The sequence below is a fragment of the Salipiger bermudensis genome (genome assembly GCF_020171625.1).
Taxonomy (GTDB): Bacteria; Pseudomonadota; Alphaproteobacteria; order Rhodobacterales; family Rhodobacteraceae; genus Salipiger; species Salipiger bermudensis_B.
The window spans coordinates 12,525-36,323 of sequence record NZ_JAIUZY010000019.1; the positions used below are offsets into that span (position 1 = coordinate 12,525).

General features: G+C 63.5%; 12 protein-coding genes. 7 read left to right on the plus strand and 5 right to left on the minus strand.

Going from position 1 to position 23,799, the window contains the following annotated elements; genetic code table 11:
• Window positions 1–9: 9 nt before the first annotated feature.
• The 3 genes from LCM15_RS22810 to LCM15_RS22815 all read right to left on the minus strand — a co-directional run bounded on the left by LCM15_RS22810 (window position 10) and on the right by LCM15_RS22815 (window position 9,552).
• Window positions 10–5,394, minus strand: a complete 5,385-nt coding sequence (locus LCM15_RS22810; RefSeq protein WP_263619753.1) for a hypothetical protein — start codon at window positions 5,392–5,394, stop codon at window positions 10–12.
• 144 nt (window positions 5,395–5,538) lie between these two features.
• Window positions 5,539–6,612, minus strand: coding sequence for a glycosyltransferase 61 family protein (locus LCM15_RS21235; RefSeq protein WP_224859827.1), 1,074 nt, complete (start codon window positions 6,610–6,612; stop codon window positions 5,539–5,541).
• 126 nt (window positions 6,613–6,738) lie between these two features.
• A complete protein-coding gene (locus LCM15_RS22815) occupies window positions 6,739–9,552 on the minus strand; it encodes a calcium-binding protein (protein WP_263619755.1) in 2,814 nt (937 codons plus the stop codon).
• A 230-nt stretch (window positions 9,553–9,782) separates the two neighbouring features.
• Here LCM15_RS22815 and LCM15_RS21255 point away from each other — a divergent pair, with 230 nt between their 5' ends.
• The 7 genes from LCM15_RS21255 (at window position 9,783) to LCM15_RS22860 (ending at window position 19,334) form a co-directional block, all read left to right on the plus strand.
• Window positions 9,783–10,754 (plus strand): hypothetical protein, encoded by a 972-nt coding sequence (locus tag LCM15_RS21255; protein WP_224859828.1) that lies wholly within the window; start codon window positions 9,783–9,785, stop codon window positions 10,752–10,754.
• Window positions 10,755–10,843: 89 nt separating this feature from the next.
• Window positions 10,844–14,377 carry a glycosyltransferase family A protein gene (locus LCM15_RS21260; protein ID WP_224859829.1) on the plus strand — a complete coding sequence of 1,178 codons (3,534 nt, stop codon included), beginning with the start codon at window positions 10,844–10,846 and terminating at the stop codon, window positions 14,375–14,377.
• Window positions 14,370–15,875 (plus strand): glycosyltransferase, encoded by a 1,506-nt coding sequence (locus LCM15_RS21265; RefSeq protein ID WP_224859830.1) that lies wholly within the window; start codon window positions 14,370–14,372, stop codon window positions 15,873–15,875. The genes LCM15_RS21260 and LCM15_RS21265 overlap by 8 nt, the downstream gene beginning before the upstream one ends.
• Window position 15,876: 1 nt before the next feature.
• On the plus strand, window positions 15,877–16,896 hold the full coding sequence (locus tag LCM15_RS21270) for an NAD-dependent epimerase/dehydratase family protein (protein ID WP_224859831.1): 1,020 nt from the start codon (window positions 15,877–15,879) through the stop codon (window positions 16,894–16,896).
• 33 nt (window positions 16,897–16,929) lie between these two features.
• The gene (locus LCM15_RS21275) at window positions 16,930–17,562 is read left to right on the plus strand and encodes a sulfotransferase (protein WP_224859832.1); all 633 of its coding nucleotides are present in this window, start codon (window positions 16,930–16,932) and stop codon (window positions 17,560–17,562) included.
• A complete protein-coding gene (locus LCM15_RS21280; RefSeq protein ID WP_224859833.1) occupies window positions 17,549–18,745 on the plus strand; it encodes a hypothetical protein in 1,197 nt (398 codons plus the stop codon). The genes LCM15_RS21275 and LCM15_RS21280 overlap by 14 nt, the downstream gene beginning before the upstream one ends.
• The gene (locus LCM15_RS22860; RefSeq protein WP_318246072.1) at window positions 18,738–19,334 is read left to right on the plus strand and encodes an acyltransferase; all 597 of its coding nucleotides are present in this window, start codon (window positions 18,738–18,740) and stop codon (window positions 19,332–19,334) included. The genes LCM15_RS21280 and LCM15_RS22860 overlap by 8 nt, the downstream gene beginning before the upstream one ends.
• 52 nt (window positions 19,335–19,386) lie before the next feature.
• Here LCM15_RS22860 and LCM15_RS21295 read toward each other — a convergent pair whose 3' ends face one another.
• Together LCM15_RS21295 and LCM15_RS21300 are read right to left on the minus strand one after the other, a co-directional pair.
• Entirely contained in the window at window positions 19,387–20,178 is a 792-nt protein-coding gene (locus LCM15_RS21295; RefSeq protein ID WP_224859834.1) for a glycosyltransferase, read from the minus strand.
• The gene (locus tag LCM15_RS21300) at window positions 20,175–23,795 is read right to left on the minus strand and encodes a glycosyltransferase family 2 protein (RefSeq protein ID WP_224859835.1); all 3,621 of its coding nucleotides are present in this window, start codon (window positions 23,793–23,795) and stop codon (window positions 20,175–20,177) included. Before LCM15_RS21300 ends, LCM15_RS21295 begins: the two co-directional genes overlap by 4 nt.
• Window positions 23,796–23,799 lie beyond the last annotated feature (4 nt).

Genomic DNA, 23,799 nt, shown 5'->3' on the forward strand with positions numbered 1-23,799 from the left:
TGGTTGTCATCAGAAATGCAGGAAGTCGCTTGCGGAAACCTCTGCTGCGTTGTCCAGAGCGGCGAACAGCATCTGCCCGCCGGCGGCGCTGCCGTTGGCGTCGTACCACAGCCGGCCGGTGGCCTGGTCGTAGATGACCCGGTCGTTGGCATCCTGCGCCTCGGTGCCCAGGACGAAGGCACCGTCGGACAGCATGCCGGCCTCGGCCCCGCCGAAGATCCCCAGCGAGAGGTGGATGCTGTCCTCGCCCGGAGTGAAGTCGAGGATGGTGTCGACATTCCCGGCGTCCGGGGTGGTATTGAAGACGAACTGGTCGGCCCCTGCCCCGCCTTCGAGCGTGTCGCGGCCCTCGGCGCCGACAAGGCGGTTGTTGCCGCTGTTGCCGGTGATCGTGTTGTTGAGGTGGTTGCCGAAGCCGTCGATGTTGCCGCCGCTCTCGACCAGGGTCAGCATCTCGATGTGGCCCTGCCGCATGTTGAAGTCGACCGAACTGTACACGTGATCGACGCCGCGGTGGTTGTACTGCTCGATGACGCGGTCCCCGACGTTGTCGACGTAGTAGGTGTCGCTGTTCTGGCCACCGTTCATCACGTCAGCGCCGATGCCACCATCCATCGTGTCGTTGCCGCCCCCGCCAACCAGCGTGTCGTTCCCGGTTTGGCCGTAGAGCAGGTCGTCGAAGCCCTGGCCTTCGAGCCGGTCGTTGCCGTCGCCGCCGTACATGGTGTCTTCGCCGGCATTTCCGAACATGAAGTTGTTTTCCTCGTTGCCGACCATGCGGTTGCCCAGACCGTTGCCCCAGCCCCGTTCGGCCGTGCCAGTGAGGGTGAGGTTCTCGAGGTGCGACATGCCGAGACGGAAGTTCACGCTGGAATAAACGTGATCGGTGCCATCCCAGGCGCTTTCGATGATGCGGTCGCCGATGTGGTCGACGTAGTAGGTGTCGCTGTCGGGGCCGGCGCGCATCAGGTCGGCACCGTCGCCGCCGTCGAGCGTGTCGTCACCGAACCAGCCGTCGAGCGTGTCGCGGCCATCGCCGCCGAGCAGGCGGTTGGCGCTGCTATTGCCAGTGATGGTGTTGTTGAGGTGGTTGCCGTAACCGTTGATGTCGTCCGCGCCCTCGATGAGGGTCAGCATCTCGATGTGGCCCTGCCGCATGTTGAAGGTGACCGAGCTGTGGACGTGGTCGACACCGCGGTGGTTGTATTGCTCGATAACGCGGTCCCCGGCGTTGTCGACGTAGTAGGTGTCGCTGTTCTGGCCACCGTTCATCACGTCAGCGCCGATGCCACCATCCATCGTATCGTTGCCGCCCCCGCCAACCAGCGTGTCGTTCCCGGTTTGGCCGTAGAGCAGGTCGTCGAAGCCCTGGCCTTCGAGCCGGTCATTGCCGTCGCCGCCGTACATGGTGTCTTCGCCGGCATTGCCGAACATGAAGTTGTTCCGGTCGTTGCCGACCATGCGGTTGCCCAGACCGTTGCCCCAGCCCCGTTCGGCGGTGCCAGTGAGGGTAAGGTTCTCGAGATGGGCCATGCCGAGACGGAAGTTCACGCTGGAATAGACGTGATCGGTGCCGCCCCAAGCGCTTTCGGCGATGCGGTCACCGATGTGGTCGACGTAGTAGGTGTCGCTGTCTGGACCGCCGCGCAGGAAGTCCGCATCGCTGCCGCCGTCGAGCGTGTCGTCGCCGAACCAGCCGTCGATCGTGTCGCGCCCCGCTCCGCCGGAGAAGCTGTCGTTGCCGTTGCCGCCTTGGATCCGGTCGGCCTCCTCGTCGCCCACGACCATGCCGCCGACGCGGTCGGTGATCTGGATCGCGTGCGCCCGGCCGCCCTGCAGGCGGATCTCGCGCGCGCCGTCGATCAGCAGGGTCTGGCCCTCGGGCAGGTTCTCGGAATCGAGCAGCATCAGCCCGGTGTCACCGACGAACAGCCGCAGGATGTCGTCGTCCGACTGGGTCACCATATCCCGCGAGAGGGTCAGATTGAGGTTGGTGACGCTGGTGAGGTCGATGGCGTCGATTCCGGTGAGGGTCAGGGTCTCGCCGAGATTGCCAGTGAAGAAGCTCACGTTGACGTTCAGCGTGTCGAAGCCCAGCCCGCCGTGCAGAATGGTCGGGTCGGTCAGCTGTGAGCGGAAGATCGCGAAGCTGTCGTCGCGGTCGGTGCCGACCGCGTAGAAGTCGCTGGCGGTCATCCGGATCGCCTGGCCGGGTGTGGTGCTGTCGGGCACGAAGTCGAAGTTGCCCGGCACGAGGTCCGCGGCATTGGTGTCGAGCATCAGAACGTAGCCCGAGGGGCCGAAGTAGACGAGCGTGTCATCGCCATCTTGCTGCAGGGCGAGCTGCGAGAAGTCAGTGTAGCCGTAGCCATGCAGCACCAGGACGTCGCCGTCAGCGCCGGCCTCGAAGTCGGTGATGACGTCGTTGTTGTCGTCGAAGCTGCGCTCGAACCGGTCGCTGCCCGCGCCGCCCGCAAGCGTGTCGCGCCCGGTGCCGCCGATCAGCGTGTCGTTGCCCAGGCCGCCGACAAGCAGGTCGTTTCCGGCGCCGCCGCCCAGGTTGCCGCCGTCGTCATGGGCAATGAACCAGTCGCTGTCCTCGTTGCCGCGTGCGAGGCGGAAGACGTTGGTGTTCGCACCGGGGGTGGAGCGGGGGTGTTCGGGGAAGAAGCCGGTGTGGATGCCGGCCCACTGCGGATCGCTGCCCTCGGGGAAGTCGTAGATCGCCTCGTCGACGATGATCACGTTCCCGGCGTCGGGGCTGCCGTGGTAGTTGATGTCGCGGTTGGTGAAGTCGACCTGGACGTGGTTGTAGTGCTCAGCGTGGGCACTGGCGGTCAGGACCGCGTGGCGCCCGTCGATGCTAACCAGGCCGGTCAGGTGGTTGGCGAAGCTTTCCTGCAGGTAAAAGTGATAGCCCGAGCTACCCAGCTTGTTGTGGGCGCCGATCGCGGTCAGCGAGTCACCTTCCACGCCGTAGCTGCGCTGGAAGGTGAAAGCGTGCGAGGCAGGCTCCTCGATGGTGATGTTCTCGAGCGTGGAGTCGGTGACGCCGTCCAGTTCCAATGCGGCGATCGCCTGCCAGCCGTCCAGCGTGTCGGCGTAGAGATAGGGGTCGGACTGACCCCATGTGCCGCGAATGGTGAAGCCCTCGAGGTGCACCCCGGAGAGGAAGTCGGCCACCGCAACCTCGGCGACGCCGCCGGCGAAGTCGTAGGCCACCGGCTCGGCAAGGGTCACGGTGTTGCCGTCGATCGAGACGATGCGGCTGTACTGCTCGCGTAGGTTCACGTTGGGCCCTTCGGGCGCTTCCCAGCCGGTGTTGTTGGTCTCTTCGAGGAAGGCGGCGTCATTGGCCTGGGTGATGAAAAGGATGTCGCCTGCGGTCAGACCGTGCCCGTCGGGCAGTGTCACGGTGAAGCCGCCGGCGGAGGCGTTGCCGGCCAGCAGGCCGATCGGGTCGGTGATGTCGCCGCCGGGCTGCACCACGATGGTAGGCGAAGCTTCCTCGACGGGGATCTCGGTGAGAAAGATGGTCTTGCCCTCGCCGGCACCGATCAGCGAGATGTCGTCACGCTCGATCTTGAGACGCTCGGTTACGTGGTAAGTGCCCGCGGCGAGGTGGATAGTCGATCCGGCGGGGGCCGCATCGAGCAGGTCCTGCAGCGCGGTCAGCGACATGGAGCTGTCGACGTGGAAGACCGTCTGCACCGGGTCGCCGTTGAAGCGGAAGCTGCTGGCGTCCAGCTCGGAGGCGGTGACGCCTTCGAGGGTGACGTGCAGGTTGCCGCCGGTGACACGGGCGCCGGTGGCGGTGTCGGTTATGGTGAGGTCGGAGATATCGCTCAGACCGGTGAAGGCCCGCAGGTCGATGACCTCGAGCAGGTTCTCGGTGTCGAAGTCGGTGATGGTGGCGCGGCTGCCAGGCACATTGCTCAGCACGAAGCTGTCGGTGCCGTCACCGCCGGTCAGCGTATCGTCACCGCCGCCCGACACCAAGGTGTCGGCGCCGCGGGCTCCGTCGAGTACGTCGGCCCGCGAGCCGCCCACGATGCTGTCGCCGCTGATGCCGCCGAGCACGTTGCCGGGCAGCGCGTCCGAGACGGCCACCTTCTGGCCGGGCTGGTCACGAAGCATGACGAGGCCGGTGCCCTCGACGGTGATGTCGTCCGGGGTCTCGGCATCGGAGGCGTCGAGGTAGGTCGAGGAGGCGCCGATCTTGAACAGCATCTGGCCGCTGCTCGACTGGGAAAGCATGGCGCGGTCGGCGGTGATGGAATGGGTGCCGGTGGCGCCGGACAGGTCGATCACCTCGACCGAGTTCATCCCCGCGAGACGCTGCATCGAGATCGGGCGGTCGGCGCCGTCGACGCGCAGCACGTCGGTGCCGGCACCGCCGTCAAAATTGTCTTCCTCGGAGAGCTTCAGGAAGTTTCCGGAGATCTCGAAGATGTCGTCACCAGAGGTGCCGGTGAAATCGTCTGCCTGATCGGTGAAGGAGAAGTCCGCCAAGGGGCCGAGGGCTTCGGCCAGGGTTTGCACGTCGTCGCCGGGGAAGACGAAGCTCAGCTCCGACAGGGCCGAGGCCTGCACACCGGTGAGGCGCACGGTGGTTCCGCCGGCCATGGTGATCACGGCGTCGGCGCCAGACTGGGTGATGGTCAGGTCGCCGAAGGCGGCGACCGGCACGGCGCGCAGGTCGATGCGCTCAAACGGATCGGAGGCTGCGAAATCGGTGATGGTCAGGGTTTCGCCGCCGGTGATGACGAAGGTGTCGGACCCGGCGCCGCCAGTGGCGGTGTTGGTGCCGCCGCCGCCGGTCAGCAGGTCGAGCCCTGCGCCGCCCGACAGCGTGTCGTTGCCGCCGTTGCCGCGCAGCACGTCGTTACCGTCGTTGCCGGTGAGATTGTCGCGACCGTTGCCGCCGATGATGGTATCGGCGCCGCTGCCGCCCAGCACGGTGCCGTTGCTGCCGTTGGCGACGCGGACGGTCTGGCTCTGGGCGTTGGCCAAGGTGACGGTGCCGGTGCCCTGCAGGATGTAGCCGCTCATTGGGGAGGTCATGCCGCGCAGGTCGAGCCGCAGCGGATCACCGTCGAAGATGATGGTCATGGTACCGTTGTCGGATTGCTGCAAAAGCCCGTGGTCGACGGTCAGGGTGACGTCGGTTGCTGCCGAGACATCCATGGCGTCGATGCCCGAAAGGCCGGTCAAGCGGGCCATGCCGATGCCAAGCTGCGCGGGACGTTCGAACAGCAGCGTGTCGAAACCTGCCCCGGTCTGGATTGTGTCGCTGCCGGCGATGTTGGAGATGGTCGAGGGGACTTCGACGATATCATCATCCGCGGTCCCAATGATCAGATCGTCAGAGGTTGTCAGTCTGTATGTCGGCATTTTGGTCCCCAATGGCAAAGCAGTAACAATATCTTGTCCGAACTTTGATGGTCCGGGCCCTCGATACAATGCTTTTCTGATAGGTGGCGACTTTAAGAAGACTTTCGGGCAGGGAAGTGATTTTCCTGCAATATAACTAAAATTTTACCTGTTTATCTGCTCAAGCAGTGCCTCGACGCGCTTCGCATCACCCCGGGTGTGGGCACTCACGTCTGCCTGCACCGCAGCCTCGAACACCTCCGCGTCGAACGGGGTGTCGGGCACCAGGCCAAGCCGTACCATCGCCTCGTGGATGGTTTCGGGTCGGCTGATCACGCTGGCGGAATCCGCGGTGATCTTGCCCTTGAAATTGGGCAAACGACGCAAGCTCATGTCGTCCCCCAGCTGATGAAAGGGGCCGCGCGGCTCGATGTGGGGCCGGAACAGGTTGGCGCCGTTCTGGCGCCGGGGGATCATGTAGAAGCTGGCGGAGCTGCTGTTGAGAAGCTCTATCGGGTAGACGCTGCTGCCCTCGGTGAAGACCACGCGCCGGGCGTTGCGCAGCATCGCCATCTGCTGCCGGATCCCGTACTTCTCGGGGGTAACAGAGGCAAAGCCGCTGTTGTTCAGCGCCTCCTCGATCCAGCTTTCGCCCATCAGGCTGCCCTTGTGCAGGATATGCGTGCGGCCAAGGAAGATGTCCTTCGGGAAGCCGCCCTCGGGAACCTTGTGGCGAGGCAGTGCCCAGTCCTTGGCCTTCCGGCGCAGGTAGGACAGGTACCAAGGCTTCGGTCCCTCACCGAGCCCGCTGGCGGGGCGGGCGAAATCCAGCTCCTCGATCTGGGTGGGGCGGTCGAGGATGAATAGCTGCTGCTTGTCGATGCCGAATAGGCCGATGATTTGGCGCACCCAGTCCTGCACCGCGAAGCCTTCGACCTTGGGAAAGACCACGCCGCGGTGTATGGCTGGGTCAAAGGCGTAGAGCCGCACGATCGTGTCCACGAGCATGTGCCCGAAATGTACCTTGAGCGGCCCACCGTAGAGGTAGCGTCCCTCGAGGATGCGCTCGGGTGGGGTGTCCTGCCAAGCCTTGCGGAACCGGCACTTGGCCTCGCCGAACTTGTAGACCCTGCCATGCGCGGGGATCTGGAAATGGTTCGGGCCACCCCAGTAGCGCCGGTCATATGGCAGCAGCAGCACGTTCTTCCGGGTGTCTGGCGGGGGAGGTGTCTTCGCCACGGGGAGGGCCTTTCCTGGTTCCTCCCGCTGTCTTCCAGATCGGGGGGGCACTGTCCAGTTCGGGCAGGCGCGCGACGGGCCGGAAAGCCGGGCACCGGCGCCTCCCCTCCTCCCGCCGGTGCCGGGTTACAGCCACTCGAGGCCGGGCTCGACCAGACCGGTGTCGCCTATGCCGGACAGGGTCAGCGAATGGCCCCCTCCGATGGAGAGGGTCAGGTCGCCATCGACCACGCGAGCCGATTGCAGGATATGTTCGAGGCTTTCTCCAGTTAGGCCGGGGTCGATCAGTAGCGTGTCGGAGCCTGTGGCGAAGTCGCTGATGGTATCCTGCCCCCCGGTGAACACGAAGCTGTCGCGCCCGGTGCCGCCTTCGAGCACGTCGTTGCCCGCGCCGCCGTCCAGTGTGTCGTGCCCGGCCCGGCCATAGAGCCTGTCATTGCCCAAACGCCCATTGATGCGGTTGCCCTGCGCATCGCCGCTTAGATTGTCGTCGCGCAGGGTGCCGGCCAGATCCTCGACGTCGCGATAGCTGTCACCACGGGAAATGCCGGTGTTTCGTGACGGGTTGGCCATGTCGATGCGCAAGCCGGGGAAGGAATCCCGATAGTCGGCCACGTCGCGCCCTGCTCCGCCGTCCAGCACGTCGGCGCCGCTGCCGCCGCGCATCACGTCATTGCCCGTGCCGCCGTGCAGTGTATCGTCGCCCCAGCGCCCGAACAGCCAGTCGTTGCCACCCTCCCCCCAGAGCTCGTTCGCGCCGATCTCGCCGCGCAGATTATCGTCCCCGGACCCGCCAATCATATTCTCGATGGAATAGAGCCTGTCCCCGCCGGCTTCTCCAGTGTTCAACTCAGGCCAACGGGGGTCGACCCGCACGCCACTGTCCCGCGCCGCGTAGAGTACTGTATCGTTTCCCGACCCGCCGGCGATATCGTCCGCGCCGAGCCCCCCGAGCAGCAGGTCGTCCCCGTCGCCGCCCGAGAGCGTGTCGCGGCCTGCACCGCCTTCCAGCGTGTCGTTGCCGCTCCAACCAAGTAACTTGTCGTGGCCGCCCTCGCCCGCCAGACGATTTGCTGCGGCGCTGCCCCCGAGAACGTCGGCGTAGGCTGAGCCGGACAGGTGCTCAATCGAGCCATAGACGTCGCCTGAAGCCTCGCCTGTGTTGCTCCGGGGCCTGCCGAGATCGGCCCTCAGGCCAGCGGCAGCATTGGCATAGTCGACCGTGTCGCTACCACTGCCGCCTGCGAAGGTATCGGCCCCGGGGCCGCTGGCGAGCAGGTCGTCGCCGGGACCGCCGGAGATCGTACCGCCACTGGCTTCGGTGGCGGGCGGAGGCGGCGGTGCCTCGGGCGGCGTTTCGGGCTGAGGGGACGACGGAAGCCCGAGGAGCGTGGCCTCCGCCGCCAGCTCCTCGGGCGAGGGCAGCGGGCCGAGCGACAGGCTGCGGGGTTTCGGGCTGCTCTTGGGGGCGACATGGGACAGGCCGACAATGCGCCACTCGGCTATGTCGGCGGCGGAGAGCCGAGCGCCGTCGGCGGTGTGAAGCTCGATCTCCTCTTCTTCGTAACGCAGCACCGCTCCATAGGAGGTGCCCGAGATCTCGAGCTGGTCGGGGCTGTAGAGCCGCTCGAAGGCGCTCAGGTCGAGCCGGTCCTGCACTGGGTCGAAGTCGAGGATCGTGTCGCGTTCGCCGTCTTCCGTGAAGACGAAAACATCGTCGCCGTCGCCGCCCGACAGGGTGTCACGGTCGGCGCCGTCGAGCAGGATGTCATCGCGGTCGCCGCCGCTCAGCCGCTCGGCGCCGGCAGCGCCGGCGACCAGTTCCCCGATCGCACCGAGATCGATCGCGAGCTGGGTCACCCCGGGGGTGAAGGCTCCGGCAGCCAGCACGTGCAGCTTGTCGCCGATCACCGTGGCTTCGAGCCCACCGATCCGGCCCAGCGTCATTCCCGGCTGGTCCTCGATGGTGGCCAACTCGAGCAATCGACCGCCTGGCAGCAGGGTGAGCAGGGTGAGCAGGGTGAGCCCGCCATCACTGCCGGCGGCCAGAACGTAGACCCGGTCGCCGACGCTGACTGTTTCGAGCAACCCGGCCCCGGCGAAGCGGGTGTGGGTGCCGTCGATCACGTGGTCGGTGAGGGCCAAGGCACCGCTCGGGGCCACCGAGAAGACGGTGAGCGAGGAGGACGAAGCGCAGGCGGCGATCAGGTAGCCCTGCCCGCCGCTCCCCACCGCCGCGAGGGCGGTGGGCATGGCCAGCCCCACCCCCTGCCCGGCGCCGAGCGCGAAACCGGCTTCGGGCAGCCCGTCGGCGCCGAGCCGGTAGCTCAGCACGCAGTCGTCGGTCTGGCTGGCGGCGAAGAGGTAGCTGACGTCGCCGCGGGTAAGGCTGGCCAGGGCGGGGATGTCATGCTGGCCGGTGCCCGGCGCATCGCTGTGCCCGGAGCTACGCAGGCTGCCGCTCTCGGTCCAGAGCCCGTCAGTGCCGCTGTCGTAGATCCGCAATCCCGGCTCGCGGGCATGCACGGCGTAGAGCCGGGCGCTGCCGCCGCTCTCGATCGTCACCGCCTCGGCCAGCGGCGGCCGCGGCTCGGCGAAGCTCATGTCCTGCGGCGCCGACAGCCCGCCCTGCGGCACGATCGCCAGCGCCTGTGGCGCGGCGGTGGCGCGGCCGAGGCTCATGAGCCGGACACCCTGTGGTAGATTGAGCAGCGCGAGATCTGCGGCCATCCCAGCGACGGCGTTGCCGCCGACGCCCTCGCGGTCGAGCAGGCTCAGCCCGTCGGCTTCGACACGCAGCGCGGTCATGCCCATGGCCAGGCCGGTGGAGAGATAGAGCACCGGGCCTTGCGCGGACTCGTGCAGGGCGCTGCCGCCGACGCCGGTGAGAAAGGCTGCGTTGGTGTCGTCGAAGGTCGCGACATGCCGGATTGAAACCATGGCACCCCTCCGTTTCGAGGTGCCCCCACGCCGCCGACACTGGTGGCGGGGATTTAACCGCAGCTTTGGAGTGAATGTCGGAAAATGGGCATTTCCGGACAGATTTCGCCGACTGGCGGGGCCCGCTGCCGGAACGGCTCTGGTGTGTCGATGGACGAACCGGTAGGGATACACTAAGGATGAAAACCGGCCCCCGGAATTGCCCGGAAAGCTGGACGAAGGAACTACGAATGCGGAAGCTCTTGCTGCACATCGGGCATGGCAAGACCGGATCCAGCATGTTGCAGTCGAGCTTTCGACTGAGCCGTGCGCGACTGGCGGGAACCGGGATTATCTACGGCTCGGGAGCCGACGAGAACGTCACCGATGAATTGCAGATCACCTCTGGCAACGGCACCGGGCTAGTCTCGCAGCCCGGCGCGTTGGCCAGAACGCTGGCCCCCCATGCCGACGGCACCGAGCACCTGTTCTTCTCCAGCGAATTGCTGTTCTCGGAGTTCGTCAAGCTGAACGACCCGCAGCGGCTGATCGCCGATGCCCGCTCGGCTGGGTTCGCGGGCATCTCTATTCTGCTCTTCGTGCGCGATCCGATGGGCCATGCCTCGTCGCTGTGGCAGCAGGGTGTAAAGCGCGGAGGCAAGACCGATCCGATCGAGGTCGCCTACCAGGCCTACAAGTTCCCGGCACTGGTCTCGAAATTCCTGCGCACGGTGCAGCCGGTGGACGGGTTCGAGGTGACGCTGCGCAACTACTCGGCCTGCCGCAAGAGCCTGCTGACCGAGACCGAGAGCTGGCTCGGGGTGCCCGAGGGCACGCTGGTGGCGCCCAAGGCGACGCGGGTGAACCGCTCGATGACCCGGGCCGAGCTCGAGCTGCAGATGGCGTTCAACGCGCATCTGGGAAAATGCGGCGACCTGATCAGCGATCCGCTCTGCGAAAAACTGCATGACGTGGACCCTGACGACATCCGTCCCTCCGTCGAGGTACAGCAGGCTTGTTGGGACCGGCTTCAACCCCCCATCCGGGTGGTCAACGCCGCCCTGCCCGAGGATCACCGCTATCGCTTCGACGTCAAAGAACCGCCCTCTGATGAGGGCAACCTAGAGTTCACCCCTGAGCAGGTGAAGGTCTTCGTCACCAGCATTTGCGAGCGGATGAGGCGGATGCGCGAGATGAACCAGAAGCTTCAGCGCCGGGGGTGACATGGCGCGCGGATCCAATCAGGATCTGCAGCGAAACGGCCTTTTCCAAGGACAGCATTCAAGGCCGTGCGCGGCTGCATGAGGATCAAATGGCAGGAACCCACAAAACGGCCGCCGGCAGCGAGATTTCAGGCTATGTCGAAGGCGTGACGGAGAGAACGCTCTCGGGGTGGGCCTATGACGCGAAGGCCCCCGATCGGCCGCTTGAAATGGAGCTGCTGGTCGACGACCAAGTCCGCGCCGTCTTCCTGGCCGAGATCGACCGCCCGGACGTGCAAGATGCCGGCCATCCCGCCCTGACCTGCGGCTTCTCGCTGACCCTGCCGCGCGACGTGCCCGCCGGGAAAAAGGTGTCTCTGACGGTCCGCGCCAGGGCGTCCGGCACGGTGATCGAGGGCGGTGCGCTGCGTGTCCGCCTGCCCGAGCCCGATCTCGAGGAGAAGCTGCCCGAGATTGCCTCCGCAGCCCCGGCGGCGCCCGAAGAGCCCCCGTTCCCGCTCGCCGGCGGGGTCGAGCAGATCGACACCGGCGGCATCATCGGCTGGGTCCAGGACCCCGCGGACCCGGGACGTGCCGTCGACCTGTGCATCCTGGTGGATGGCGAGGTTGCCGGCATGGCGGTGGCGGACCAGCCGCGCCAGGACGTGCAGGAGGCAGGGCATGCCCGGCTCAACTGCGGCTTCCGCGTCGCGCTGCCCGAGGCGGCGCTGGACGGGCGCAAGCATCGGATCCGGGTGATCGACAACGACAGCAACTGCATGCTGCCCGGCGGCGAGGTCGAACTGGCGGCCAGTTTCGAGGGCGTCGCCTTCCTGCGCCCCGGCGCCGGGGTGATCGCCGGCTGGGCGCGGCCCGGTCGCCACGTACGGCTGCGCTTCGGCGACGCGCCGCCGGTCACCGTGCCGCTCGACCGACCGGTCGCGGGGTTCCTCGCCGACAACATTTGCGGCTTCGAATGCCCGGTGCCCGAGGCGTTGCGCGACGGTGCCTGGCACGAGGTCAGCGTCGAACATCCCGGCAGCGGGGCACCGCTCGATGGCAGCCCGCTGAACATCCGCCTGGCGCCCTCGGGCCTGCCGCAGGTGGTCGAGACTGCGATGCTCGGCCGGCGTTTCCACGGCAGCATCGTCGACGACCGCGGCCTGCCGCTGCAGATCGACCTGGCGGTCGAGACCGGCGGCCGGCGCCTGCTCGAGACGCGCTCTGACCATGCCCGCACGGATCCGTCCCCGGATGGCGAGCCGCGTCCGAGCAACCGCTTTTCCTTCCCGGTGCCGCACGGCGCGACGGAGCTGTCCCTTCTGGAGCTTCTGGCGGATGGCACGTCCCGCCGCCTGGCCACCTGCGCGATCACCGAGGCCGGTGAGGGCGAGGTGATCCCCTCGCTGGCCCAGGAGATCTCGGATCGCACCCTGTCGGACCCCGAGCGGCTTGCCACGATCCGGGCCAGGTTCGAGGCCTTCTGCAAGGATCCCGGCACGTTGTTCGACCCGGTCTGGTACGGGCTGGCGCATATGGGGCGCAGCGATACGGACACCGATCCCACCGAGGCGCTGCAGCATTACGCCTCCTCGGGCCACGCCGCCGGGGCCTCGCCCCTGCCTGCCTTCGACGAGGCCGAAACGCGCCGGGCCTTCCCGGCGATCGACCGCGCGGTCAAGGCCGGCCGCGTGCCTTGCGCCTTCGCGGTCTGGCTCCATCTCGGCGAGGGCGTGCTGCCTCTGGCCGGCACCGAAACGGACGCCGCGGCAGGGGCGATGACACCGGCCCCCGAAGTCCACGTGGCCCGGCTCGGCCGGCCGACGGCCGGACGCGAGCCGGCCACATCTGTCTATGCTGCCTGGCTGGCCCGCCTCGGGCTCGAACCCGAGACACGACTGGCGCTGGAAGAAGACGAGGCCCGCGCCCGCGCCTTCATCCGCAGCCATCCGCTGACCCGCAAGCCGCTGGTGAGCATCATCATGCCCACCTACAACCGCGCCTACACCATCGGCGACGCCATCCAGTCGGCGCTGGACCAGGGCTACGACAATTTCGAGCTGCTGATCTGCGACGATGCCAGCGACGACAAGACCCCCGAGGTCATCAAGCAATTCGACGATCCGCGCATCCGCTACTTCCAGTTCGCCAAGAGCAACGGCGCGGGCACCCGTAACAAGGGGCTGCGCTTCGCTCGGGGCGAGATCATCGCCTATCTCGACAGCGACAACCTGTGGAATCCGCACTTCCTTGACCTGATGCTGCGCAAGCTGCTGCAGGACCCGGGCACCCACATCGCCTTCAGCGGCTATCTCGACACGGTCACCGTGGGCAGCCGTGTCGATCTCGAGGCGATCTCGCACCCGGTCTTTAACCCGGTGGCACTGTCCCACAAGAACTTCATGGATCTCAACACCATCGTGCATCACCGCCGGGTCTACGACTGGCTTGGCGGCTTCGACGGCGAGCTGCCCCGGCTGCAGGACTGGGACCTGATGCTGCGCTACACGTCGGTGTTCCGGCCCGTCGCGGTGGATCACGCCATGGTCTACTACCGGCGCAACGTGGCCTGGGGGCAGGTGACGCACCTGCACATGGGCGGCAACGCGCAGAACCTCGTGAACGCCAAGACCCGCGCCCGGCTCGAGGAGTCGCACGTGACGCTGGATCTTGACTGGCCTGCGCGTGAGCGGCTGACACTGATCTGTGCCAAGGCTTCGAACCTTCCTGCCGCCGAGGCGCTGGGCGGGCTCGCCGCCGCCTATGCCGATGTCGAGATCGTCTCCGGAACTGCCCCTGCCGGGCCCCTGCCCGAGGGTGTGAGCCACGATGCCGAGCTCTCGGGTCTACTGGGCACGCCCGAGCGGCTGGCCTACCTGCTGTCGGTGCTGCAGGGTGGCCACGCCGTGATCTGGATCGGTGATGACGCGCCGGCCCTGCCCGCCCTGCGCCGAGCGCTTCCGTCCGACCAGCTCTTCCGGCTCGAGCTGGGCTCCGCCGGTCTGGCGCTGCGCAGCGTGCAAAGCCCGCCCGTCCATTTTCACCTCGGCGCCCTGCCAGTACCGGCCTTGGCCGGCGTGACCGCGGCATCGCGGCGAGACCTTCTGGTGGTGCTTCCGGGCGCTGGCGAGGCCCCATCCGCCGAGGAGATCGCCGCACAGTTGCGTCCGCGCGGTTTCGAGGCGCTGGTGGCGCCCGCCGCCGACGACGAGGGCTGGACCCGGATTACCGCCAACCGCATCGAGACCACCGCTCCCGGGCAGGATGCCTCTGCCGAGGCCGTGTCGCGCGCCGCCCTGGCGGTGGTGCTTGCGCCCCGATCCGCGCTATCGATGGCCAACTTCGGCCTGCTGACGGCGCTCCAGGCGGCCGCGGTGCCGCTAGCCCTGCGCCCCGGTCCGCTGTCGGACGAGCTCATCAGCACCCGTTGCGCCTACCCGCTCGAACAGGACCGGCTCGACTGGATCTTTGAGAAGATCTCCAAGCTGCTGAACAGCGGCAAGGATACGGAGCGTCTGTCTAAAGCCAGCCGGACCGCCCATCGCATTGCCGAGCATCCCGAGCTGATTCAGCAGCGCCTCGCCGTCTTCCTGCAGCTTGTCGCGGCCGGCGCCGTCCGCCCGGAGGTTCACCTGAATGACTGATACCACGCATCCCCGCCTCCTCCCGCTGCTGCACGAGGGCCTGCTGATGACCGGCCAACCCGTCGGCACCCCGCTCGAGGCGCGGGTGAACGGCGAGTCGATAACCGCCGAGGGCCCCCACCTGACGCTCGAGCCACGGCTCGGCCGCGAGCTGCGCATCGAGCTGTCGCGGAATGGAAGCCCCCTGCCCGGCTCGCCGTTGCGGCTGCGCCGGGGCGGCTGGCAGGGCCGCGTCACCGGCGTGTCGGGCCTCGTGGTCCGCGGCTTGGCCTGCGACCTCGAGCAGCCGGAACGCGACGTCGCCGTGGTGGCCTGGGGGCCGGACGGCGTCTTGGCGTTTGCCACTGCCCGCGCCGATGCGAACGGTGCCTTCACCCTGATCCTGCCCGCAAGCTTGTCCGAGACCACCCGCCGAACCATGGTGCGCGTCGGTATCGTTGGCTCGGACTGCCTGCTTGAGGGCGGACTTTTCCCAGCCGGGGGCATGACCGGTTGGAGCCCGGACCTGCGCGTTTCGGCCCCGGAACGCCCGCCGCTGTCAATTCGCATCAAGATCTCCTGTCCGACGCTCAAGGACGCCCCGGCTTGGGGTGATTACCATTTCGCCAACTCGCTGCGGAAGTCTTTCGAGAAGATCGGCATGCGCGCCTCGGTCGATTGTCAGGACAGCTGGTACGACCGCCCCGACGACGAGGACGTGACCATTGTCCTGCGCGGCCGGCACCGCTACAAGACCGACCCCGCGAAGTTCAACATTATGTGGCTAATCTCACATCCGGACCGGATCCCTTTCGACGAGTACGCCGACTACGACCACGTTGGCGTGGCTTCGGACATCTACTGTGCCGAGCTGCGCTCGCGCGGCGTGTCGCACGCGGCACCGCTGCATCAGGCGACCGATGCCGAGCTGTTCGGCGCCGAGTTCCCGCCCGAGCGCAAGCAGGCCTGCCTCTTCGTGGGAAATTCGCGGCGCGAGTACCGGACGATGGTGCACTGGTGCCTCGAGCGACACCTTCCGCTGGAGCTCTACGGTGGCGGCTGGGAAGACGTGGTGCCGGATGAGCTGGTGCGTGCGCAGAATATCCCCAACGCCGATCTGCCGAAGTACTATGCAGGACACCTGCTGTTGCTGAATGATCACTGGGACAGCATGCGGGACAATGGCTTCTTGTCGAACCGGCTGTTCGACGGCTCTGCCGCTGGTGCCCCGATCCTGACCGACCGGGTCCTCGGCCTGTCAGAGATCTTCGGCGACACCATCGCCACCGCCAGCACCGTCGAGGAGTTCGAGGCACAGGTGCGCGACGCCTTGGCCAACCCCGACGCCTGGACCGCCCGCGCCGCCGAGGCCCGGGCGATCGTTCTGGGGCGGCATACGTTCGATCACCGGGCGCGGGAGCTGGCAGAGGTGATGTCGAATTCGTCAAATCTGACTGTTGCTCAATTTCGTAAAACCTTCCACATCATTTCAAGAAAATCCAAAGGCGAAAATGCATAACATGGACGTTTCCGAAAGTAGTACTTTTTTCATCACGGGTGCGGCCGGTTTTATCGGATACCACCTTTGTAAATCCCTGTTGAATGAAGGCTATAATGTCGTAGGGTTAGACGCGCTTACGAATTATTATGACATTTCTTTGAAAGAGAACCGTCTTGGGAAACTTCAGGGGCATCCAAGATTTACCTTTGTGAAGGGTCGATTGGAAGAGCATGATATACTGGCGCAAATTCTAGAAATTCATAAGCCGGAATATATCATTCATCTAGCCGCACAGGCGGGGGTGCGTTACTCGATCGAGGCACCTAAGACATATGTCGATTCAAATCTAGTCGGAACTTTTGAACTGCTTGAAGCAGCACGAAATCAGCCGCCAAAACATCTGCTTCTCGCATCGACGTCAAGCATTTTTGGCGCAAACACTGAGATGCCCTACAAAGAAGTCAGTAAGGCTGATCACCAAATGTCCTTCTACGCTGCCACCAAGAAGGCTAACGAGGCGATGGCGCATTCCTACGCGCATCTTTTTGATCTGCCGGTCACGATGTTCCGCTTCTTTACAGTTTATGGACCATGGGGGCGGCCAGACATGGCCCTTTTTAAATTCACAAAGGCCATGCTAAAAGGTGATCCAATCGACATCTACAATAACGGAGAGATGAAGCGCGATTTTACCTATATTGACGACCTGGTCTTCTCTGTCCGCAGGTTGATTTCTTGCCCCCCGGGCAAGATGCCGGTCGACCCGGATATCGACTCGAAAAGCCCGGTAGCCCCCTTCAGGATCGTAAATATAGGAAACTCACAGCCTGCAAAACTTATGGATTTCGTATCCTCCTTAGAGAAATCCCTTGGGATGGAAGCGAAAAAGAACTTCCTTCCGATGCAGGCCGGAGATGTACCTGCGACATGGGCGGACACATCGCTTCTAAAGAAGCTGGTAGGTGATGCGCCTCACACCAACCTTGACGAAGGGGTCTCCAAATTCGTGGAGTGGTATAAAAGCTACTATCACATATAATCGAAAACCAAACCACACAGGGTTATATGAAGTATGAGCGAAAAGAAAATATTTTTTATTGGCCTCAATAAAACCGGAACCACGTCGCTCCACCATCTTCTCAGTGCGTCCGGCGTGTCTTCCGTTCACTGGAAGATCCCAGCACGACCTGTCTTCCTTGGGAAGACAATATATAGAAACTTTAGCGCAGGCCTCCCGCTCCTCCATGGAATTGACCAATTTGTGGGGTACTCAGAGTTCACTTTCACCAGCAATGAAATTCATCTAGATGGAACGCGATTATTCAAGAGCTTATATGAAGAATATCCAACTTCGTATTTCATCCTGAATACGCGTGACAAAGATCGATGGATCGCATCAAGAGCGAATCATTTTTCAGATACCTATGGGATGTATATTGATCGCTTCAAGAAATGCGTAAACCTATCCGAAGAAGCCGTGAAGGATCTCTGGGCTAAGCAATACGATGAGCACCTCGTAAATGTACGAGATTTCTTCTCGGGGAGCCCGAACTTTTTGGAGTTCAATATCGAGACCGATCCTGCCGAAAACATCGCAAACCTCGTCGCCGCAGACTTCAAAATAGATTCGAGTAAGTGGAGTAAGCGGAATACTGGAAAATCCTTAGCGAAACGTCGCGAGAAGAAGAATCTTGATCAACAGTAAATACTACGAGGAAAATCCAATGCGGCTTGTGAAAAACTTAAATCCCATTCATAATTTCGACCTTGGCCTTTCCAGAAGGGAATTTTCACGCCCAGAAGAGTTTCGTCAAGAAAATTACGAAGAGAGTTTCGACCGTCACGTTCTGGCCTATGACGCTATTCGGCGAGACGGCGAAATTATCCTAGTTTGTCCACCGCTGCTCAATAATCAAGGGGCTTTCAAGGGGCTGAATTTTTACGAAATGCCTTCGGGAGCGAAGGTCGAGCCTTCGGTCAACACTTTCAACCGGTTTACCCGCGTCCGCTTTCCGGTTCGGGAGGACACCTATTGCGTCGTCGCCCGTGGTGGTTTTGGAGAATATGTCATCCATACAACGCCCAGTATGTGTGACCGCTTCGCCGGCCTGCGTGTGGGCGTGACAATTTCAAAGAACAACGATCCGGTTTGGCTTGCAGATTGGGCTCGTTTTCATGCCAAGACGGCAGGCATGGAAGCCTTCCTTCTTTACGACAACAATAGCACGAGCTACGATCCGAATGTCATCTTCGACCACATGAAAGATGTCGGTCTGAAGGAGTTCATGATCGTCAAATGGCCCTACAAGTGGGGGCCTATCGGTTTCCTAGAAGGACGCAGGAGAAACCATTGGGATTCGAACTTCGGCCAGCTTGGAATGTTCGAACATGCGCGTTGGACATATCTCGAAAAGGCTCGTTCCATTCTCAACTGCGACGCAGACGAACTCGTGTGCCCGCTAGAGGGAGATCGCTCGATCTTTGACGCCGTAGAGAACGATCCGAACTTCTACAAGTGCATGAAGGGGATCTGGGTCGAGGCCTTGCGCGACAATCGCTTAGAAGGGGCAATACCTCGCCATGCCCATTTCACTCATACGCTTAACCCGCCCGCAGAAACCCTAACGAAATGGGCCTGTGTCCCTGGCGAAATGCCAACTGGGGTAAATTTCGGCACGCACGTTCTACGCAACACCCGCGGCAACCCATTCAGGAAGCATCTTTCGGAAGACTTCGTCTATTTCCATTTCCGTGGCCTCACCACGTCGTGGAAACCCGAGCGGTCCTCGGCGTCCCAGAAACGGCTCATTGAGAACGGTCAGTCCATGATGGAAAGCGAACCACTCAAGGCTGCATTCGATAGAGCGGGCATGTTCGATCATGCATGACGGTGATTATAATCGATACGAGAAGCAGTTTTTGTCCCGGCGGCGCGAGTTCATGCCCTGGGAGGTCAAGGACGCCGATAGGGAGGAGCAGAGCGCCATCCGGGAGGTTCTCCGACGACATTTAGATGGGCAAATTTCGCCGACCTCCTACATCTCGCCGGACGCTCTCATTTTCTCGAAGCCGTTCAGGCTGGGCGAGCGCAGCTGGATAGCCAGCGGTGCGATCGTACGGGGTAACACTGCGATCGGCAGCGACTCCACCGTCAACGCTTACGCTCACATTGCGGGTAAGGTTCAGATAGGCAATGGTGTACGCATCGCATCGATGGCCTCGATCTACGGGTTCAATCACGGCTTCAAGCGACTAGCAGTTCCGATATACAAGCAGAAATCCACCTCAATTGGTGTTCAGATCGGAGATGGCGTCTGGATTGGAGCCAATGCGGTCATTCTCGATGGCTGCAGCATAGGCGAACACTCTATCGTCAGCGCCGGCGCAGTCGTCACGAAATCCTTTGAACCCTACTCCATCATCGGTGGCAATCCGGCGCGACTCATCAGATCCCGCAAAAACTCTCTGAACACCTAACCCCCCATGGCCCCTCCTTATCCGGCCGATCAGGCCGGATAAGGGTGTGGTATCATCTGGCCGCGATCACTTGCCGCCCATACACGCTCTGGAAGTACTCCCCAAGCGCCTGGATAGCCGTGTCGTTGCCACCGAACTTGTTGTAGTTCAGGTAGAGAGACGAGCTGTAATCGGTCTCCTCGAACGTTCCAACTCGGTAGTCGACATTGATGATATTGACCGCGACGTTGTTCAGGAGCAGGTGCCAGCGGAACCACAGATCATCGACCGTCGGGGCGATTTTCATCGCCTGTTCGACGTTCAGCACTCCGATCGGGAAAAAAGCTGTGTTGTAGAGGATCCCATCCTTGCCGGTCGGCAAAATCAGTGAGCTCGGGTTTTCCTCAATGCGAGATTTCATCCAGCTGCGGTAAGGGGCCAGTTCGCCTTTGCGCACCAGCATGCGGTGCCCGCGGTAGCCAATGACGCAGCGATAGGTGTCGTAGGCCTCCACCATCCTCCGCAACCAGTCGGCAGGGTAGATCGTGTCGTCATCCGCTGTCACGACCAGACGCGACCGGCCCCAATTCTCGCGCAGGTAGGGCAGGAGCTTCCGGTACGGCCCCCAGTTCGGGCAGTATTTTACCACAAGCCGTCCGCCAGAGTTGGCCTGAAGCTCCGCAACGTCCTGCGGTAGATCGGGGACACCCTCGTCCAGCAGGTAGGGATCGCGCGAGAGGTAGAGGTGAATGCGCAGGTCCCCGTAATCCTGATCGAGCATCGACTGCAGCGTCCGCGCGATGGTCGACATGCGCGAGCTCATTGAGGTCAGGGAAATATCGATCGTGCCGTAATCGGTTGTCATTGGTCTTGGTCCTCGGCGGGAATCGTCATCGGTGGGCGCAGCGCAAAGGGCACTGCAACCTTGTGGACGCTCTCCAGTGGCAGCCCCTGCCGGCGCAACACCGACAGGTCGGGACGCGAACTGATGCTAGTACGGAACAACTTCAGGTACTCGAACTTGTCGCTCTTGGTCTGCTGCGACAGCGTCTTGCTATCCGCGAGACAGAACATCATCGGCAATGTCAGCTCGGACAGGGTGTGCCCCCCGAAGTAACTGATGATGCGTTCGCGCATCTCGACATCCCCGCGCGAGCGGACCAGCGCGAAGGAGCCAAGCGTCTCGAAGGCGCTCTTACGGAACATAGAGGTCATCGGGCCATCGCCCAGGATAGTGAACTCGGCCTCCATCTGAACCTCGCCGTAGCGGTCGACGCGCACGTGAGGGAAGGTTACGAGCTGCAGGATCGGCTCGGCTTCGAAAGCGGCCAACTGCTCGGCAAAGCGGTTCGGGTGCGACCAGTCGTCGGCATCCTGAATCGCGATGAAACTGCCAGTGGATTCCGAAATCGCGAGATTGCGGCCCACATAGGGCCCGGAGTTCTGATCCATGCGCCGGTAGATCACCTGCGGGTGCTCAGCGCAGATCTCGGCCAGCGCCGCGCTGCTGGCGGGTTCGCTGGCATCGTCGACCACGAAGATCTCAATGTCACGGTGCGTCTGGTTGAGCACCGATTCTAGAGATAGGCGGAACAGCTCGAGGTCCGGGTTGAACGCTGAGATAATTACCGAAACCTTCGGGCCCCCTTCGCTGACGGCACCACCGGCAGTCGCCTTGGCGGCATTGGCGAAGACCTCGGCAGTGGTGCCGCCACGCATCCTGAGCGGCGCGATGCCAGTCTTCTCGAAACGCCGCGCGAGGAACTCGTTGAGCGGGGCATCTTGGCCGATGATCTTTTTGGCGACTATGCTCAGGTCGCTCTGGTCCTCGAGGAAGCCTTGCGCTTCGAGACGCTTTAGAGTTTCAATGTCAGCGAAGTTGGTGGCCAAGAGCACGTTAGCAAAGACGCCGGACAGTTGCGGCGAGGACACTTCAGCTGAGGGCAGCGCCGCCGCGCGCAGTTCGTTAGAATGGCTGCGCAGGCTGTCCATCCACTTGAAGAGATCGACTTTACGCATTTGCGTGCGGTCCTGCAGCAAGTCTAGGAGCCGGTCACGGTCGCCTGCGATCAGCGCGTCCTTGAAGGCATCCTTGGGGTCTTGCGTCGCAGCGATGCGCTCGATCACCGTGTTGCCCACTGCCTGCTGTAGCGAGCCGAGATGCTCGGAGACCAGTACTTTGCGGAAGCGCAGCAGGAAGCCGCTGTCCTGCAGAAGCTCCGAACCGCGCAAGGTCAGCATCATCAGAAATTGAATCATCACCTCGGGAGAACCGTAGCGCCGCACACATTCCGCCAGCCGGTGCTGGCCGCGGTTCCCCCTCTCTTGGGCGATGGTGAAGGCGAGGGCGCTTTGCATCATTTCGCCCGGCAGCACATATCCGAAAACCTCGAACAGCGGCAGGATGTTGCGGAAATTACGGCCGGTGATCAGTCCGGTCTGCAACCATAGGTTCCGACCGATCTGATCAAGCGACGGCATCCTGCGCACCAGCGCTAGGTAATCGTGCAACGACTCGATGCTTATTTCTGCCAGCAGGTCGGACCGCAGCGACGCGGTTACGGCAAAGGCATTCATTTCATCGAGGAGCGCTAGCTTATCGTCGGGACCGGCCTCTTTATGTGCAGCGATGATGGCCTCGGCCTGAGCCGCCGTTGCACCGCTGCGGAACTTGCGCAGCGCGGTCGCCACGATGTCTGCTCGGTCTTGCGCCGCAGCGATCATGTCCGTCAGGGGCCAGTCCTCGATGAGCGACAGCCCGCGTAGCAGTGCTTCGCTGGAATTGTTCTTGAGGAAGACCGTTTCGGTCATTGCAGGGGTCTGCCCAGATAGACGCCGCTGGCATTGCTTGAGCTCCCTCGGCGTCACCAGCGCGGGCAGGCAGCGGACCACCACCGGGCCATTTGGCCACAGCAACCCATCTTCCGAAACGCTTCCGCCAGCAGGCGTGCCGATCGTCAGCGCCATCGAAAGCGGCAGGACCGCCATGTCGGCGACCGCCATGCTCTGCAGCGCCGGGGCGTTGGTCGTCGACAGGGCGAATTGCTGCGTGGCCCCGTCGTAGGACAGGCCCAAGAGGCTGACCGGGTACTTGCCGGCCTGTCCCCAGTAGAGTTGCACCATCGACACGATATAGGCCGGATCTTCCGGGCTCGCGGCCCCGATCACCACCAAGGGCTTCTGCGCCAGGACCTGCGGCGCGGCGGCCCAGTCTTGGCGCAGCTTCTCCCAGCCTCGCACCAACAGGCAGCGGTCTAGGTTGAGATAGCCCTCGAGCTGCGCCTCGGGCACGTCATCCTGCACCAGCACTACCGCGAAAGCGTCCTCAGGCGTGACTTGGCTTGCCGTGGCCACCTGCGTGATATCGCCGCGATCCGGAACGATCTCAAGCAAACGATCGCGGTTCTGCGCCTGTCCCGCCGGCACGAAGACACCGACCGGCGCGCAATCCGGCGTGTAAGGGCACCCCTTGATCTCGCTGGTCCAACTGCCCTGCTCGCCCCCCGCAGCGAGACCGAGTGAAAGCGGTCCGATGGCCTCGCCCGCATGGCGGAGCAGTGCCAGCAGCAGCGGCACGGGCCGCACCGTCGCCGGCAGTTCCACCTGTGCGGCACTGGACGGCGTATCGGACGGGGTGCCGTCGCTCGCGATATCCTGCACCAGCCCCATGTCGCGCAGCTTCTGCCAATGCGCCTTGGCTGATTTCGTCGGTGTCCCCTTTAGCACGACCTTCAACGGCTGGGCGGGGCGGAGCACCGCGTCTGTCGCCAGATCGATGCCGCAGTCGCGCTGCAGGCAGGACAGGGTGCCGATCCGGTTTCCCGGCAGATCTTGCAACCCGGCGCGCGCTAGCTCGGCTCGGATAAAACCGATCATCTGCGCTGTCTCGATGCTGTGCACGCCGGGCAGCATTCCTTGGGGACGCCTGACAGTCTGGATCATGAGCGAGAGAAGCTCGGAATTGTCGCCCTTGGCATTGCGGCCCATCTCAGAGATGATCAGCTCCTCGAGAGTACCCTCATGCTCGGCGAGGCGGACGTACAGCGCCGCCATTCTGCGGATCCGCCCCAGCATCTCGAGGTTCGCCTCGCGCATCTGCTTGCTCGCGAGGATCTCGTCGATTTTGTAGAGATAGGGGCTGTCCGGCTCAGACATCGGCGCCAGGAACTCGGTAATGAACTTGTTCGCGGCCTTTTCCTGCCCCGTCTCGAAGGCCGTTAGCCCGGCAGCAATTCGCTGATAGAAAGGCTTGGCCCGCATCAACCGCGTCAGCAACCCGTCTAGAAGCTTGTCCCGCTCAAGAACCTTCTGAAGCTCCTCCGGGGTTGGCTGCGACCGGCCATGCAGCACCCACATCTGCTGGGAGACCACCGCTTCGGAGATGGGAAGCATCAACTGCGCCTGTACCGCTTCGGGGTAGGCATCAATACGCTGAAGAAAGCTCTGTGGCAAAGGGGGGGTGAGTTCGGTGTTCTGGGTCATCTCA